The sequence below is a fragment of the Spirosoma fluminis genome (assembly GCF_054778895.1).
In genome coordinates, this window is sequence record NZ_BAAGZD010000041.1 from 166,100 (window position 1) to 182,700 (window position 16,601).

Annotated in this window: 15 protein-coding genes; 9 read left to right on the forward strand and 6 right to left on the reverse strand. The window is 51.6% G+C overall.

Annotated features, from left to right (window positions below; translation table 11 throughout):
* Window positions 1-336: 336 nt before the first annotated feature.
* Window positions 337-1,110, reverse strand: coding sequence for a diaminopimelate epimerase (gene dapF, locus ACYVBJ_RS22610; RefSeq protein WP_460984568.1), 774 nt, complete (start codon window positions 1,108-1,110; stop codon window positions 337-339).
* A gap of 164 nt (window positions 1,111-1,274) precedes the next feature.
* Window positions 1,275-1,646, reverse strand: coding sequence for a 50S ribosomal protein L19 (rplS, locus tag ACYVBJ_RS22615; RefSeq protein WP_460975537.1), 372 nt, complete (start codon window positions 1,644-1,646; stop codon window positions 1,275-1,277).
* Between the two features lie 113 nt (window positions 1,647-1,759).
* On the opposite strand from rplS, the gene ACYVBJ_RS22620 reads away from it, so the two are divergent.
* The gene (locus ACYVBJ_RS22620; protein WP_460984569.1) at window positions 1,760-3,262 is read left to right on the forward strand and encodes an NAD(P)H-hydrate dehydratase; all 1,503 of its coding nucleotides are present in this window, start codon (window positions 1,760-1,762) and stop codon (window positions 3,260-3,262) included.
* Window positions 3,263-3,724: 462 nt separating this feature from the next.
* Here the strand turns inward: ACYVBJ_RS22620 and feoB are convergent, their stop codons facing one another.
* From feoB to ACYVBJ_RS22635, 3 genes are all read right to left on the reverse strand, one after another.
* Window positions 3,725-5,836 (reverse strand): ferrous iron transport protein B, encoded by a 2,112-nt coding sequence (gene feoB / locus ACYVBJ_RS22625; protein ID WP_460984570.1) that lies wholly within the window; start codon window positions 5,834-5,836, stop codon window positions 3,725-3,727.
* A gap of 88 nt (window positions 5,837-5,924) precedes the next feature.
* Entirely contained in the window at window positions 5,925-6,149 is a 225-nt protein-coding gene (locus tag ACYVBJ_RS22630; protein WP_460984571.1) for a FeoA family protein, read from the reverse strand.
* A gap of 207 nt (window positions 6,150-6,356) precedes the next feature.
* Complete coding sequence (locus tag ACYVBJ_RS22635; RefSeq protein ID WP_460984572.1) at window positions 6,357-7,130, reverse strand: sulfite exporter TauE/SafE family protein; 774 nt, start codon at window positions 7,128-7,130, stop codon at window positions 6,357-6,359.
* 111 nt (window positions 7,131-7,241) lie between these two features.
* On the opposite strand from ACYVBJ_RS22635, the gene ACYVBJ_RS22640 reads away from it, so the two are divergent.
* The 7 genes from ACYVBJ_RS22640 to ACYVBJ_RS22670 all read left to right on the forward strand — a co-directional run bounded on the left by ACYVBJ_RS22640 (window position 7,242) and on the right by ACYVBJ_RS22670 (window position 13,807).
* Window positions 7,242-7,916: a heme exporter protein CcmB gene (locus tag ACYVBJ_RS22640; RefSeq protein ID WP_460984573.1), complete on the forward strand. Its 675-nt coding sequence runs from the start codon at window positions 7,242-7,244 to the stop codon at window positions 7,914-7,916.
* An 83-nt stretch (window positions 7,917-7,999) separates the two neighbouring features.
* Window positions 8,000-8,659, forward strand: a complete 660-nt coding sequence (gene ccsA / locus ACYVBJ_RS22645) for a cytochrome c biogenesis protein CcsA (RefSeq protein ID WP_460984574.1) — start codon at window positions 8,000-8,002, stop codon at window positions 8,657-8,659.
* Window positions 8,660-8,727: 68 nt separating this feature from the next.
* Window positions 8,728-8,988, forward strand: a complete 261-nt coding sequence (locus ACYVBJ_RS22650) for a CcmD family protein (RefSeq protein ID WP_460984575.1) — start codon at window positions 8,728-8,730, stop codon at window positions 8,986-8,988.
* Window positions 8,989-8,994: 6 nt separating this feature from the next.
* Window positions 8,995-9,435: a cytochrome c maturation protein CcmE domain-containing protein gene (locus ACYVBJ_RS22655; RefSeq protein ID WP_460984576.1), complete on the forward strand. Its 441-nt coding sequence runs from the start codon at window positions 8,995-8,997 to the stop codon at window positions 9,433-9,435.
* Window positions 9,436-9,496: 61 nt separating this feature from the next.
* Window positions 9,497-12,181 (forward strand): cytochrome c biogenesis protein CcsA, encoded by a 2,685-nt coding sequence (ccsA, locus tag ACYVBJ_RS22660; RefSeq protein ID WP_460984577.1) that lies wholly within the window; start codon window positions 9,497-9,499, stop codon window positions 12,179-12,181.
* A gap of 55 nt (window positions 12,182-12,236) precedes the next feature.
* The gene (locus ACYVBJ_RS22665; protein WP_460984578.1) at window positions 12,237-12,464 is read left to right on the forward strand and encodes a hypothetical protein; all 228 of its coding nucleotides are present in this window, start codon (window positions 12,237-12,239) and stop codon (window positions 12,462-12,464) included.
* A gap of 65 nt (window positions 12,465-12,529) precedes the next feature.
* Window positions 12,530-13,807 carry a hemolysin family protein gene (locus ACYVBJ_RS22670; RefSeq protein WP_460984579.1) on the forward strand — a complete coding sequence of 426 codons (1,278 nt, stop codon included), beginning with the start codon at window positions 12,530-12,532 and terminating at the stop codon, window positions 13,805-13,807.
* 54 nt (window positions 13,808-13,861) lie between these two features.
* On the opposite strand, the gene ACYVBJ_RS22675 is transcribed toward ACYVBJ_RS22670, so the two are convergent.
* A complete protein-coding gene (locus ACYVBJ_RS22675) occupies window positions 13,862-15,769 on the reverse strand; it encodes a sensor histidine kinase (protein ID WP_460984580.1) in 1,908 nt (635 codons plus the stop codon).
* A 179-nt stretch (window positions 15,770-15,948) separates the two neighbouring features.
* Here ACYVBJ_RS22675 and pyrE point away from each other — a divergent pair, with 179 nt between their 5' ends.
* A complete protein-coding gene (pyrE, locus tag ACYVBJ_RS22680) occupies window positions 15,949-16,587 on the forward strand; it encodes an orotate phosphoribosyltransferase (protein WP_460984581.1) in 639 nt (212 codons plus the stop codon).
* Window positions 16,588-16,601 lie beyond the last annotated feature (14 nt).

The following is a 16,601-nucleotide window of genomic DNA, read 5'->3' on the forward strand; positions in this document are numbered from 1 at the left end:
TTACGAGTACGCCTGCTCCAGGCCTGCCGTCCCTCATAGAATCGATCATAGGCCGTGTTGGTGCGAAAGAGCAAAGCAGGCTTAGCAGAATACCCATGGTCTGTAAAAAGGCGCTTGGCGTATCTTTCATGCGCAGGTCTTTATATCGCAGCTCAATGATGGTATTTATGGCAGCGTACATAAACACAACCAGCGGCCTGCGAAACAATGCAAAGGCCGTAAGTCCTGTATAAAAATACCAGATTGCCGGTAACCAATCTTGTCGTCTATAAATAATCAGTTTCTAACTGAACGCGTAAGTTGAACGCTTCCTGTCAGGACTTGTCTGGTATTGATCTAAATGGTTACCTCCCCGCCAAACACGTACGCAGCAGGTCCGATGAGGTACACGTCGGAGAAACCGCCGGTTTCCTGGACCGTAAACGCGACCTGTAAATTTCCGCCCAGCGTGCGAATCGACACAGGACTTGGCAGGCCAAGTTGCTGAGAGGCCACCAAAGCAGCCGCCGTTACGCCTGTACCGCACGAGTACGTTTCGTCTTCGACCCCGCGCTCATACGTCCTGACAAACAACGTATTGCCGCCAACGACCTGAACGAAGTTGACGTTTGTTCCGCCCGGCTGAAATTCACTACTGTACCGGATGGATCGACCTTCGGCCATGACATCGAGCGACTCCAGATCATCGGCAAACCGAACCACATGGGGTGATCCGGTATTCAGAAAGGTCAGATCGTTTCGGTCTTCAATGCCGGTTACATCGCTCATCTTCAACGATATACCATGTTCATTAACTTCCGCTGCGTGCTCCCCATCTACGGCAATAAAGCGGGTATGTGTACCGAAAATCCCCAGATCGTGGGCGAACCGAACAATGCAGCGGCCGCCGTTTCCGCACATACTTCCTTCGGCTCCATCGGCATTGAAATATACCATCCGAAAATCGTAGTCTGGGTCCGTCTGCAGCAAAATCAGGCCATCGGCCCCAACGCCGAACCGGCGGTGACAGAGCTGTTCAACAAGCCGCTGATCCGTAGCCGGAAACTCACCGGCCCGATCATCAATTAAAACAAAGTCGTTGCCAGTGCCCTGGTATTTTGAGAAGTTCATCGGAGAAAAGTTGTAATGTCGTAAAGTTACAGCGTTGTAAAGTTCTTTCGGTTGAGCTAGGAGCGCCAGCAACTATACAACTCTTTGACTGTACAACTCTATAACTCATAAAAAAAGCCGCCTTTACAGGCAGCTTTCAGTAAATGGGTACGCATTGAGAGCGATTAAGCAGCTACTGCCTTTGGCTTACGCTCTTTCAGGCGGGCAGCCTTACCCTGACGACCGCGCAGGAAGAACAAGCGCGCACGGCGAACTTTGCCTAGGCGGACAACCTCAACCTTGTCAACATTGGGCGACAACAACGGGAAGATCCGTTCTACACCAACACCATTCGATACTTTACGAACGGTGAATGTTTCACCACCGCTGCTTGGGTTCCGGCGTTGAATTACCGTGCCCGTAAAAATCTGAATACGCTCCTTATTTCCTTCGCGGATTTTGACGTGTACGTTCACCGTATCGCCCGCCCGGAACGTGGGCATCTCGGCGCGACGCTGCGCGTTGTCTGCCTCCACTAATTTGATTAACTCGCTCATGACCGTATATAAATCGCCAGATAACTATTTGCGAAATGAGCCGCAAAGATAGTAAAATTTTAGCGGGGAGAAAATACTTTTGTAAAATTACACTAGGTGACGACACCCAACTTATGAAGATACTGAACGTTGATCAGATCCGCGCGCTCGATCAATTTACCATTCAACACGAGCCTATTGCTCCTATCAACCTTATGGAGCGGGCAGCGCTCGCGTTTGTTGACTGGTTTGTTGATCGCTTCCCCAACACCACCTCCACGAAGGTTTTCTGCGGGCTGGGAAACAACGGGGGCGATGGTCTGGCCATTGCCCGGCTGCTGCTGGAACGGGCATATCCGATTGAAGTCCACGTGGTGCGTTACGCCCCCCGCGAGTCCAACGATTTCATGCACAATCATCGTCGCCTGAAACTGGTTACCGAACGGATCAACTACATCGAAGATCCGCGTGACGTACCCGCCATTCGGCACAACGAAGTGGTGATCGATGCCATTCTGGGTTCCGGTTTATCGCGCCCTACCGAAGGCATTGTGAAAAGTGTCATTGAGAGTATCAACCGGGCCCCCGCTACGGTTGTCTCGGTAGATATCGCGAGTGGTTTGTCTGCCGACCAGCCTAATCAGCAGGATGACGTCATTATTGAGCCCGATCATACCGTTACGTTTCAACTGCCCAAGCTGGCTTTTATGCTGCCTAAAAATGGCCGTTACGTTGGCCATTGGCACGTAGTGGCGATCGGCTTGTCGAAACGCTACATCGATACGGCACCAACGCCTTATTATTACACGCAGCCGCGAGAAGCCCGTCTGTTGCTTCGCACCCGCGACCGATTTTCCAACAAAGGCTCGTTTGGCCACGCGTTGCTGCTGGTTGGTAGTTACGGTAAAATGGGAGCGGCCGTGCTGGCCGCCAAAGCCTGCCTACGGGCCGGGGCTGGCCTGTTGAGTGTTCAGGTACCGCGTTGTGGCTACGAAGTGCTGCAAACTGCGGTTCCTGAAGCTATGTGCCGTCCTGACCGGCATTCGAACTTCCTGACCGGACGAGCTGAAATCGATGTTCCCGACTTTACAACGTATTCGGCCATCGGCATTGGCCCCGGCATTGGCAAAGCCCCGGAAACGCTGACCTTGCTACGTGAGCTTTTGCCGAGTCTGACGAAGCCTATGGTCGTGGATGCGGATGCGTTGAATCTGCTTTCCGAAAATCGGGATTTGCTCAGTCGATTACCCAAAAACAGCATCCTTACTCCTCATCCGAAAGAATTTGAACGACTCACTCAAAGCTGGGAAAACGATTACGAGAAGTTAACGATGCTGCGCGACTTCGCCCAGCGCTATCAGGTAGTGGTTGTCCTGAAAGGAGCCCACACAGCCGTAGCGACTCCCGGTGGCGAAGTTCATTTTAACTCAACGGGTAATCCCGGCTTGAGCACGGGCGGCACGGGCGACGTCCTGACTGGTATCCTGACGGCGCTTCTGGCTCAAGGGTACGACCCGGTAGAAGCTGCCGTGCTGGGTGTATTCGCGCATGGGCTGGCAGGAGACAAAGTAGCTAAGCAACGTGGCCAGATCGGTATGATAGCTTCGGATATTATCAGCGCATTACGCTGGGAGTAGCTGTGGATTCTGGGCAACAGCAGTGTAGAAACATCACCACACTATTCCACAGATAGAGTACATAGCCATATAGAACTATATATGGACCAGACAGGATATAGCTAATATTAGATTCGTAACGTCAGTTGTAACAAGCCGTTAACTTAATACAGATCTGTAACTCATCTGCGCGGTTGAATGCGGTCTAAAATTTGTGTATGGGAAAATACCCCATTTCAACACATACTATGAAGCATACAGCACAAAGAGACTGGCGGGTTAGCCGGAGTTCACGCAGAACACGGGTCTCCATTGACCAAACGACCGCCCTGGGCGGTCTAACGATAGGCTTGTTTACGTACATCGTCTATCACTTCATTTACCCATTGATCTCTAAAGGATTACTATGGTAGTGCTTTTTCAATATAAAAGGCCCGTTGAAGCATCTTCAACGGGCCTTTCTGTTTTCACGCCAATGCTGACTTACTTCATGAGCTGATACGTAACAAACGCAGAACCATAAGCCAGTATCATCATATACGTGAGTTGCACGGCAGGCCATTTCCAGCTCTTCGTCTCGCGCTGGGTGGCCGCTAACGTACTCATGCACATCATCGCGAAAACATAGAATATCAATAGCGAAAAAGCCACCGCCGGGGTGTACATAGCCTGGCCGGTCTCCGGATTTTTCTCCTGGCGGAGCCGCTCCCGAATGGTTGTTCCCGCGTCGTCATCGCCATCGCCAATACTGTAAATCGTCGACATTGTACCGACAAATACTTCGCGGGCGGCAAACGAACTGAGCAGGGCAACACCAATCTTCCAATCGTACCCGAGGGGGCGAATGCTCGGCTCAATAAAATGGCCAAACCGACCCGCGTAGGACGCTTCGAGCCGCTGCGAGGCAATCTGATTGTTCAGTTCATCGGCGGCTACGCCTGTCTGCTGTCGTACGCGTGCTTCGGCTTCATCCATCGAGTTGCCAGGACCGTAACTGGCCAGCACCCACAGAACGATTGAAATCGCCAGAATAACCCGACCAGCCTCCCAGACAAACGAACGAACACTATCCCATACCGTCAGGCCTACGTGGTTCCAGCGGGGCAGTTTGAACGTAGGTAGCTCCATAATGAAGAAACCGCGCTCTTTAGTACGTAGCATCTGTTTCAAGACGTAGGCAGCAACCAGCGCGCTCACCAGACCCAGCAGGTATAAGCCCATCAATACTACCCCCTGTAAATTGAAAATTCCCAGCAGACGCTTATCCGGCACAACCAGCGCAATCAGAATTGTATAGATAGGTAAGCGGGCCGAACAGCTCATAAGGGGCGTTACCAGGATCGTGATGAGCCGGTCGCGCCGGGTACCAATACTCCGCGTCGCCATAATGGCCGGAACGGCACAGGCCACACCCGAAATGAGGGGAACAACGCTTCGGCCGTTCAGGCCGAACTTGCGCATGATCCGGTCCATGATGACCATTACCCTCGACATGTAGCCCGATTCTTCGAGCAGCGCTATCAGGAAAAACAGAAAGGCAATCTGCGGAATAAATACGAGTATGCCCCCGATACCGGCCAGTACGCCATCCGTCAACAGATCCGTGAGTGGGCCAGCGGGTAAACGCGTTTTCAACTCGCCATTCAACCAGGCAACGCCCGTATCAATCGCATCCATGAACGGCTGCGCCCAGGCAAAAATGGCCTGAAAGATCAGAAAGAGAATAAATCCAAAAATGGCGTACCCCCAGATGGGATGCAGCAGCAACCGATCGAGCTTCTGGCTCCAGGTGGGTTGGTTAACCGGGCGGTTGTCGGCTACGGCTTCCGCCACAATGGACGCAATACGTTTGTAGCGGGTTATGGTTTCACCCGCCTGAAACGGCGTTTCGCTGAACTGATGCTGATCGATGAGCTTATCCAGACCGACCTGCTGCGAACGGTTCAGGAACGTAAAGCCGTCGTGCTGAATGACGTACTGAAGCGCCAGATAGTTATTGTCCAGTTCGTATTGCTGCCGGGTATCTTCGATGAGGGCGGGCGCTTCTTCGGCGGGGTCAAAAAATAACTTGCCGGGTAAGGTTGGCTCCCTCATCTGGCCCAGAACGGCCTTTCTGACCTGATCAACCCCCTCGCCGGTTCTGGCGTTAATCCGCACGACCGGAACTCCCAAGCGCATGGCCAGCCGCACACTGTTTACTTCTTTCGACTGCTGCCGGGCAACATCCAGCATATTCAGGGCCAGTACGGTCGGAATACCTAAATCAGCGACCTGTGTGAACAGGAGCAGATTGCGGTGCAGATTCGAAGCATCTACCACGACCACAACTACATCCGGATAGTCAGGATGGGCCGGGTTAGCCAGAATATCGGTAACGAGCTGTTCGTCTAACGACTTTGGGTAGATTGAGTATACGCCGGGTAAGTCAACAACGGTGGCTGTGATGTTGGCATCAATAGGCCACGTTCCTGATTTTTTGTCAACTGTAACACCTGGAAAATTACCGGTTTTTTGCCGTAGCCCCGTCAGTTGGTTAAACAGCGAGGACTTACCAGCGTTTGGGTTACCGATAAGAGCAATTATAGGGGAACTCAAGTCAGTATTCGGTTTACAGCGGGGTACGGAGCCCTTCGGTCTTCGGCGACCCTACGCACTGCGACTGTACGGCCTGATGCAGTGCCACCTAATCAACTAATATGGTAGCCGCTTCAGACCTACGCATCGCCAGGCAGTAGCCTGATACATTCAGACAGATCGGATCACCCAGCGGAGCTTTGCTTTGCAGGCATACCTCAGCGCCCGGTAAACACCCCATTTCGAGTAGCTTGAGCGACATTAGTTGATCATTGAACGATTGAATGATCGCTCGTTCTCCAATTTTCAGGTCGGCTACACTGCGCTTACTCATGGTCTGGAATACCGTAGTGATACGGTCGCCTTATTTAGATTCAGTTTAATTAACGCAAGATTACGACGGAAAGTTTGTCGATGCAAGGGCTGACTTAAAAAAGACGAAGCACTCATGCATCCGTAAAGCAGACAGTCAGTAAAGCTGAATCTGCGTCCTACGCACTACGTTTCGACTTATCTATCAACCCGTTAATTCTGTGATGACTCATAGATACAGCTTACTTAAATCCCAGCCGAAGCGTAGAATGGTAGCCATAATAACCAGCAAAAAGAACACCCGGATAAAACGGTTGCCTTTCAGTATCGCTAATCGGGCGCCCAGAAAGGAACCGGATAAGTTAGCGATAGCCATTGGCAAAGCTACCGTATACAGAATAACACCTTGCTTGACGAAAAATAGAACACTGGCCAGATTGGTCGCTGCATTCACCAGCTTGGCGTGGGCACTCGCTTTTAGAAAGTCAAATCCAATCAGGGCAATGAACCCTAATACCAGAAAACTACCGGTTCCGGGTCCGAAAAAGCCATCGTAAAAGCCAATAGTAGCTCCCATTGCCCACATACGGACGCGTTGCTGCTGGGCCGTTACAACCCGATGGGTCACCTGACCGAAATCCTTCTTAGTCAGAGTATACAGGAACACAGCCATCAGGATCACCAGGGCCAGCGGTTTCATGAAACTGTTTGGTACGCGCGTCAGCGTCCACGACCCGAGCCAGGAAGCGCCGAACGCAATCCCCATCATCGGGCCAATGAATCGCCCTGCTACCGCTACCCGCCGACTGTACTGAAAAGCGCCCATCAGGCTGCCCGCCAGCGACGGAATCTTCGTGGTGCCGATCAGGGCAGGAACCGGATACTGAGGTAAGGTAATGAGCATGGCAGGCGTCTGAACCAGGCCGCCCCCGCCAATAATCGCATCAATAAAGCCAGCTACAAACGAGAATGCACACAGAGTGAGAATAACAGAATAGGTCATGCAAGCAAACGGCCTTTTACCGGCAAAGGCCCTAACCGGACGTGCAAATAGCAGACTTTTCTTTTTACCATCGGCATTGCGCTGTAAATTTGCAGAATTAGAAGACGAAGCATGGCAGAATCGGTACGGCAGTTGAGCGCATTGATGCGTAAAGAATTCCTCCTCGAATGGCGGCAACGCTACGCGCTGAATGGCATGCTGCTGTATATCGTGGGAGCTGTGTTCGTCTGTTATCTAAGTTTCAACGCCCGGCGGGGTCAGCTCACGCCGATTGTCTGGAACACGTTGTTTTGGATTATTCTTTTATTTACGGCGATCAACGCTATTGCCAAAAGTTTTGTGCAGGAACGGGCTGGGCGTCAGTTGTATTACTATACGCTTACGAGTCCGCAGCAAATTATTTTGTCGAAAATCCTGTACAATACCGCCTTGATGCTGGTGCTGGCGTTGTTAGGGTTTTGCGTGTATGCGTTTGTGCTGGGCAATCCGGTGGAAGATGTTGGGCTTTATTTGATCACACTGATACTGGGGGCTATCGGCTTTGCGGCTTCGCTCACGCTGGTATCGGGTATTGCCAGTAAAGCCGAAAATCCGGCGACGTTGATGGCGGTACTGAGCTTCCCAATTATTCTGCCGCTCCTGTTGATGTTATTGAAGATTTCGAAGAATGCGCTGGATGGTCTGGACCGGAGCACGAGTTGGGACGAAATCGGAATTGTGCTGGCTATCGACGCGATTGTCGTAACGTTATCCTGGCTTTTGTTTCCGTTTTTATGGCGGAGCTGATTAATGTTTGCGGGTTCGGTTGCCTGACGATCTGGGTCACCTGCGTAGCATAACCGAACACCGGGCAACTAACTATTTAAACAATGAAAACGAACTGGTGGAAGGCCCTCGCGGTCGTAATTCTTACATACGTAGTACTTCAGGGACTGCTGGGTGTCGTACCGCGCCAGCCTATCCTGAACGAAAGCATCCGGAACGTTTATTTTCACGTTCCACTTTGGTTTGGGATGATTGCTTTGCTGCTCACTTCAGCCGTATATTCGATTCGTTACCTACGTAGCGGTCGGTTTGACGACGATCTGGTGGCCGTTGAGTTTGCGAACACGGCGATTCTGTATGGCCTTCTTGGCTGCGTCACGGGGTCGCTTTGGGCGAACTTCACCTGGGGCGAGCCCTGGCCTAACGATCCGAAACTGAACAGCGTTGCTGTAGGAATGCTCATGTACTTTGCGTACCTTATTCTGCGCGGTTCGTTCGATGATGAGCAGCGTAGAGCCCGCATCTCGGCCGTCTACAATATCTTTGCGTTTGCCGTTTTCGTGCCCTTGATTTTCATCGTTCCGCGCCTGACCGACTCCCTGCACCCCGGCAATGGCGGTAACCCAGCCTTCGGCAAATATGACATGGATAACCAGATGCGAATGGTCTTCTATCCTTCAATTATTGGCTTTATCTTGCTGGGCGTCTGGATTAGTCAGCTGCGCGTGCGGTTACGTCGGATAAAAGCGGTTTTAGACGAATAAGATTCCGGTCCAGAACCGGGAATGATTCAAGCTAATTTTACGTTATTTTTACATCTATTTAGACGTCCATGCGACTCTCCTCTTTCATAAAAGCCCCCTTAGCGGCTCTCCTTCTCTTCAGCCAGCAGGTGTTGGCGCAGCAACCGGTCAGCGACGGGGTCGAAATGGCCGACCGACTGCGGGCGGATGGTAAAATCTGGGTTGTAGTGGCGGTTATTGCCGCTGTATTTGCAGGTATCATTGCGTACCTGATCCGGCTCGACCGTCAGATTGGCAAGCTGGAAAAAGAGGTTAACCAAAAGAATACTACCAGTTCTGTTCGATTATAAGCGCCTATGAAACTCTCTCATATCTTCGGCATCATCGTTATCGCACTCGCCATCGGCATCATCGTTGCAACGGCGGGCGACGCCAGCTCGTACGTTACGTTCAAACAGGCGTCGGAACTCGCCCAGGACGGTGACGATAAACTGATTCACGTAGTGGGGAAGGTCAAGAAAAACGAGCAGGGTCAGATTGTCGATATGCTTTATAACCCACAGATCGACCCCAACCATTTTGAGTTTACCCTGGTCGATAATGACAATCGGGCGCAGAAAGTCGTATACAACAGCCCCAAGCCGCAGGATTTCGATCGGTCGGAGCAGATTGTAGTGATCGGGGCCATGCAGGGCGATCACTTCCAGTGCAACAAAATTTTGCTCAAGTGCCCATCGAAATACCAGGACGGTAAGCTCGAAACGACTGAACACGAAGCAAAAACCGCACAGTTATAAAAGAGCGAAGCAGTGGATGGATTGCTCATTCACTCATTCATTCTTTCACTCTTTTTAGTTTATGATACATACCACAGTAGGACAACTTGGTCACTTCTTCGTTATTCTGTCGTTCGTTACGGCATTGGTAGCGACGGTGGCGTATTTCATATCAGCCCTGGGCCGACGTAACATCGGCCAGGCGATTGCCATTGAAGAACCTCAGCTTGCCTATGCGGGCGAGGAAAATCCCAATGGTGCATCGTTCGGCGGCAAAACGGCTAAACGGGCAGCCGGGCCGAAAAAAACGGACACAGGCAAAACCATGACGGACGTCGACGATTGGCGCAAGCTGGCTCGCTGGGCGTTCTACATCCACGGGGCCGCCATCGCTGGCGTGGTCGCTTCGTTGTTCTACATCATTTACAATCACTACTTCGAGTATCATTACGCCTGGAGTCACTCGTCGCGTGCCTTACCGGTGCAGTACATGATCTCCTGTTTCTGGGAAGGTCAGGAAGGGTCGTTCCTGCTCTGGCTCTTCTGGAATGCCTTGCTAGGCGTTATTCTGATTCGTACCAATGGTCGCCAGTGGGAAGCTCCGATGATGGCTGTTTTTGCCCTGGTGCAGGCCTTTCTGGCGTCCATGATTCTGGGGGTTGTCTTCGGCGATACGTTCAAGCTGGGCTCCTCGCCTTTTCTGCTGCTGAGCGAAGCCATGCCCGATGCACCGATCTTCACGGCCGATCCAAACTTTGTTCCGAAAGACGGAAATGGGCTTAATCCCTTGCTTCAGAACTACTGGATGGTGATTCACCCGCCTACTCTGTTCCTCGGCTTTGCCCTGACTTTAGTTCCGTTTGCCTTCTGTATTGCCGGTTTATGGCGGAATCAGCCCCTGGAGTGGATTCGTCCTGCTTTACCCTGGACGCTTTTCGGAGCCATGATTCTGGGTATTGGTATTATGATGGGCGGCTACTGGGCGTATGAAACGCTTAACTTCGGCGGATACTGGAACTGGGACCCCGTCGAGAACGCAGTATACGTACCGTGGCTGGTTATGGTCGGGTCTCTGCACACGATGTTGATTGCCAAGCGCAGTTCAACTGGGTTGAAGACCGCCGTTATTCTGACCATCACTCAATTTTTGCTCATCCTGTATTCTACCTTCCTGACCCGGAGTGGTATTCTGGGCAATGCTTCGGTCCACTCATTTACTGACCTTGGCTTGTCGGGGCAGTTGCTGGTGTATCTGCTCGTCTTTGTAGCGCTGGCCACGTTGCTGGCGGTCCGCAAATGGAAGTACATCCCGAGCGATGAGCAGGAAGCATCGGTGTATACGAAAGAGTTCTGGTTGTTCATTGGCGCAACGGTATTGTGTCTGGCTGCGTTTCAGGTCGTTGCCACTACGTCTATTCCGGTCTATAACAAAGTGCTGGAGCTGTTTGGCAAGGTGTCTAACCTGGCGCTTCCGGCCAATCAGATTGCGCACTACAACAAGTTTCAGGTTTGGTTTTTCGTGATCATTGCGGTGCTGACGGGCATTGGCCAGTTCATGTGGTGGCGGAAGATCGACAATAAAAAGTGGGATGCGCTCATTACGCCGGGTATCATTACGTTGCTGATTAGTGCGGGCCTGATTGCCTTCAATTCAATGAGCAATCCGGTGTATATGGCCCTGCTGGTGGCGTCGGTGTTTGCGCTGGCCGCTAACGGTACCATTCTGCTCGGCATCATCCGCGGAAATTACCGGATGTCGGGGGGAGCCATCGCGCACATCGGCATGGCGCTGATGCTGATTGGTATTCTTTACTCGTCGGGGTATTCGCGGGTGATCTCGCTCAATACGAGTGGGCTAATGATTTCAAATTCGGACGATTTCACCAAGGACGGTAATAAGGAGAACAAAGAGAACGTGCTGCTCTGGCTCAACCAGCCCGAACGGATGGATAACTACCAGGTCACGTACCGTGGTCAGCAAATCGAGGTGCGGGGTGTGCCCGGTTACGTGTCCCGCGACGACGTATCGGTGATCGAAGGTGATTTTCACGGCATTGCCCAGCGCGATATTGAACAGAACGGCAAGGTATATTACAAAAAAGGCGATACGCTGGGACTGTATCCCGAGAACGTGCATTACGCCGTTGAATACCGCGAACCGAATGGTCAGGTCTTTACACTTTACCCACGTATTCAGGTAAACAAACGGATGGGAGTTGTGTTGTCGCCCGATAGCCGCCACTCGCTCCAGCGTGATATCTATACGTACATCGCTACGGCGCCAGACCCATCGGAAGAGAAGAAGTGGGAGAAAACCGAAACCTATTCCGTAGCCATCAAAGACACGTTCTTCCTGAATGATTACGTAGCCATTCTGGATGACGTTATCCGGACGAACGAAGTCGATGGTACGCAGCTTGGACCGAATGATGCGGCCGTAAAAGCGCAGGTGCGGGTACTTAGCAAGAACGGCGAGCAGGTTCTTAACCCGGTATTTATCATCAAAGACCGGATGGTAGGCCGCCGGGCTGATACCAGCGATGAACTGGGCATCCGGCTTCAGCTCAACGAAATCAACCCGCAAACGGGTAAATTCGTGTTCGCCGTCAACCGAACGCAGCGGGATTACATCGTAATGAAAGCCTACGAGAAACCGCTGATCAACGTACTCTGGATTGGTACGTTGGTCGTGATGCTGGGCTTTGCCATCTCAACCATTCGGCGCTACCGCGAGTTTAGCAAGATGCGGGACAAACAACTGGCTTAGTCAGTGCTGAGCTGATGAGTCCATTGAGTTGGCAGAACACGATTTAGTATACTTTATGAAGCTTTCTGAAATTCTTCTGCTGGCCGTTGCCGCTGGCTTCCTGATCATCTGGATTGCGGAGTACCAGCGGACCGATTTTGCAGATAGTTACTGGCTGTTGATGCTGTGTTTAGCCTCGCTGCTGGCGTTTCAGTACGTTAAGAACTGGCGGCTGGAACGAGAAAAAGCCGTGTCGCCGACTATTAAGCAAATGGCCGCTGACCGGAAGAAGAAGAAAAAATAGTGATGAACAGAAAGCGGCTGGCCTGATAGGTGTCAGCCGTTTTCTGTTCCGTTCAACCACCCTCTATGGAATCCTACGTCTTGCTTTTTGGTGCCTTTTTAGCCCTCATTCTGGCCGGTTTTTTTTCGGCCGTCGAGATGGCCTACGTTTCCGTAAATCGCATCTATTTTGAACTGCACAGCAAGCAAGGGCCTTTGGGGGAGAAACTGGTATCCGGATTTTTGAAGAATCCGATTCTGTTCGTTGGAACCACCTTAACCGGCAATACTCTGTTTCTGGTTATCTACGCGGTGTTAGGCGTTACGTTCCTGAACCCGGTGCTGATGCATGTCATTCCGGATGCGTACAACAGTCCATTCCTGCTCGTTGGGCTGGAGACACTGATTCTTACGGTTGTTTTCCTGCCTGTAGCCGACTATCTCCCCAAAAGTCTGGCGCTTATTCATCCCGATCGATTTCTGGAATGGTTGGCAATCCCGATCTGGGTTATTTTCAAAGCCATTGCTCCGATCGTTCGGGTTCTGGTAGGCACCGCCCGTTTTTTTATCCGCTTCGTGATGGGCAATCGGAATCCCGAAATTAAGCCTGTATTCGGGTTGACGGATCTGAACCACTACCTGCAACAGCTGAATCAGAAATCAGACATGGCAGAAGACGTAGAGGTAGACACCCGAATTTTTACCAATGCCATTGAATTCCGGGATGTGCGGGTGCGCGACTGTCTGGTCCCTCGCACGGAGATTACGGCCATTGACGTAGAGGATAGCGTTGAAGAACTACGGCAGGCTTTTCAGGACAGTGGTCACTCCAAGATTATCGTTTATCGGAACACAATCGACGATGTAATCGGCTATTGCCACGCGCTGTCCCTGTTTAAAAAACCAGCCACGGTTGCCGAAATAAATACGCCCATTATCACTGTTCCGCAGACCATGCCCGCCCAGGATCTATTGCTACGCTTCTTGACGGAACGCAAGAGTCTGGCCCTGGTCGTTGATGAATTTGGGGGTACTGCTGGTATTGTGAGTGTAGAAGATATGGTTGAGCAGATATTCGGCGAAATTCAGGACGAATACGACACGAACGAAGACTGGGTTGAGCGGCAGCTTGACGATACAAACTGGCTCCTCAGTGCCCGGCACGAAATTGACGACCTCAACGAGAAATACGGCTGGAGCATACCCGACGGCGATTATGATACGCTGGGCGGCTTAATTCTGGCTACCAACGAGGACTTGCCCAAGGTAGGTGATGTGATTGACTACGCGCCGTTCACCTTCACCATCGTATCGATGGATGGCACCCGGATCGATACGGTAAAAGTTCGGTTAAATAAAGAGTGAAGAAATCTGACTTTCTTCGTCGGCTCGCTTACGGACTCGTTTAGTAAGAGGCTTTTACTGGGGGAGGTATACCCGGAACGTAGCGCCTTCGTTCAACTGGCTATCTGCCGTGATCAGGCCATAATGATTCTCCACAACCCGCTTACAAATGGCCAGACCTACGCCCGTGCCTTCGTAGCGCTGCCGGGTATGGAGCCGTTGGAAAACCTGAAAAATGCGCTCCGCGTGTTTATTCTCAAAGCCAATCCCATTATCCGTTACGCTGATTTCGTAGTACGTAACACTGGGTTTCAGCCCGGCAGGTCCGTCGGTACCAGTTATGATCTTACAGGTGATCTGAACCGCACAGGGCCGGTCTGGCAGGCGAAATTTAAGCGCGTTGGCCAACAGATTACTGAACAGCTTATGTAACTGCGACCGATCGCCCTGAACCGTGGGTAATTTATCCACATGCAGGCTCAGGTTGTTTTTCTGAAATTCTCCCTGATATTCGTTTTCGATCTGAAGAAGGATATCGTTGAGCGAAACCGGCTGAAAGGGCTGCCGATGGGTCGTAATGCGTGAATACGCCAGTACGTCTTTGATCAGCACCGACATGCGCTCGGTGGCGAGCTGCATCCGTTTCACAATATCCTGCCCGGTTTCGTCGAGTTGAGGAGCAAACTGCTCCCGAAGTATATCCCCAAAGGCGGTAATCTTCCGTAACGGTTCCTGTAGATCATGACTGGCTACATAGGCAAACTGACGCAGGTTATCGTTGACGTACAGCAGCTCACGGTTCGCCTGTTCGATCTGCTGCTGGTAGTCTTTACTGGCCGTAATATCGACCAAAGTCAGAACGATGCCATCGTCCCATTTCACGACCGAAAGCTCATACCAGCCGCTTAGCTGATCGTAATTATATTCCTGCTCAAAACGGGCGGGTTCACCCGTGTCGACCACCTGCACGTAGCGATCGAACAAACCGGTAGGCACTACGTTCGGAAAAAATTCGAGCATGGTATGGCCAATCACTTCTTCGTCGGTCCGGACTGGGTTTCGACGATTGGCTTCGTTCTGCGCAACGTACCGAAAATCAATTATCTGGTTGGTCTGCGCATCCCGAACGGCCTTAAACGCAATGATCGCGTTCGATGAACTGTCCAGAACCGAGCGCAGCAGATCGGTCTGCTTCTGGTTATCCAGTTCAGCCTGTTTTAACGCCGTTACGTCTACAAACGTAGCGATCACTCCGTCGCGGAATGGCCGGATCCGGATATTGTACCACCCGTCGTAGCCATCGACCGAAATATTTACCCCGTTTATTTTGGCCGGTTTACCGGTTTGGGCGACCGCAATATGCCAATCGAGTACGCCATTGGTTTTCGCTTCGGGCCAGATAAGCGAATAATAATGCCCAATCAGCTCACCTTTCAACCGTTGTGTAATCCGCTCTGCATCAACATTTATGTGCGTAAACTGAAAATCAACGATCTGCCCGGCCAGGTCACGAACCGACTGCATCACCGCTATGCCCGTCTGTGTATTGTCCAGAATTGCCTGCAAAAGCTCGGTTTCCTCTTGACGGGCTTTTTCAGCTTCCTTTAAACTCGTTATATCAGACCACGAAGCCAGTACACCATCGCCAAACCTGGCCAGCGACTGCGCCATCCAGATGTTTCCCCCACTAAAATAGTGCTCGATGTGCATCGGCAGTCCCGTTTTAACCACTTGAGCATATTTAGAAAAAATGCCGCTGCTATGTCCGTCGGGGTCTACCGTGAGCATAGTCTGGTTCAGCATCTGCTCGCGTGACCGACCCGTTATGGCTACCGCCCGGTCGTTGCACCAAACAACGCTGAAGTCTACAATCCGCTCCTGTTCATCACGGATTGCCTGGCAAAGCAGGATGCCATCCATCGAATTCTGCAACACACTTTGCAGCAAGAGATCAGGCGGTTGAGTTGGTGAATTCGGCATCATTCTGTAAGAAGTGAGGAAGTAAATGCGGTCAATCCGTCTAAGATACTGGGTGTTACCAATCCTCATCATTCAGAAACAAGGGTTGGCAACTATTTTTTATTAAATGGACTTATCGCCTAAACACTAAAGAACAATTACCAGGTTTGCTTACTTTTGAGGGTGTCATTATTTGGTAATCCGTGGACTCATTAGCCATCCAACAAACCGTAGCCCGGCATCTGTTAGCGGTGCAGGCCGTACGACTACAACCCGATTCGCCATTCACCTGGAGTTCAGGCTGGAAATCCCCTATCTATTGCGACAACCGGGTCACCCTCGCTCACCCAGACGTACGTACCTTTATTAAGAATGCGTTGGCCGATGCAATCCGGCAGCAATTTCCAGAAGCCACTGTTATTGCGGGCGTTGCGACGGCCGGCATTCCGCAGGGCGTTTTGGTCGCCGACGTATTAGGGCTTCCCTACTGTTACGTCCGGCCCGAGCCTAAAGCCCACGGCATGGGCAAACAAATTGAGGGGCAACTCGAAGCCGGGGCACGCGTGGTGGTTATTGAAGATCTGATTTCGACCGGCGGCAGCTCCCTGAAAGTTGTGGACGCCCTGCGGGCTGCGGGCGCTGAGGTACTGGGTATGGCCGCTATTTTCACCTATGGATTTCCGCTAGCTGACCAAAACTTCGCCAGTAAGAACGTACCACTGATTTGCCTGAGCAACTATGATGCCCTGCTCACCGAAGCGCAGGCCCTCGATTACATCCCGGCGGAGGCAATGGCCTCTTTGTCAACCTGGCGGCAGAACCCCGGCGAATGGGGTAATTAATACGCTACTGCTGG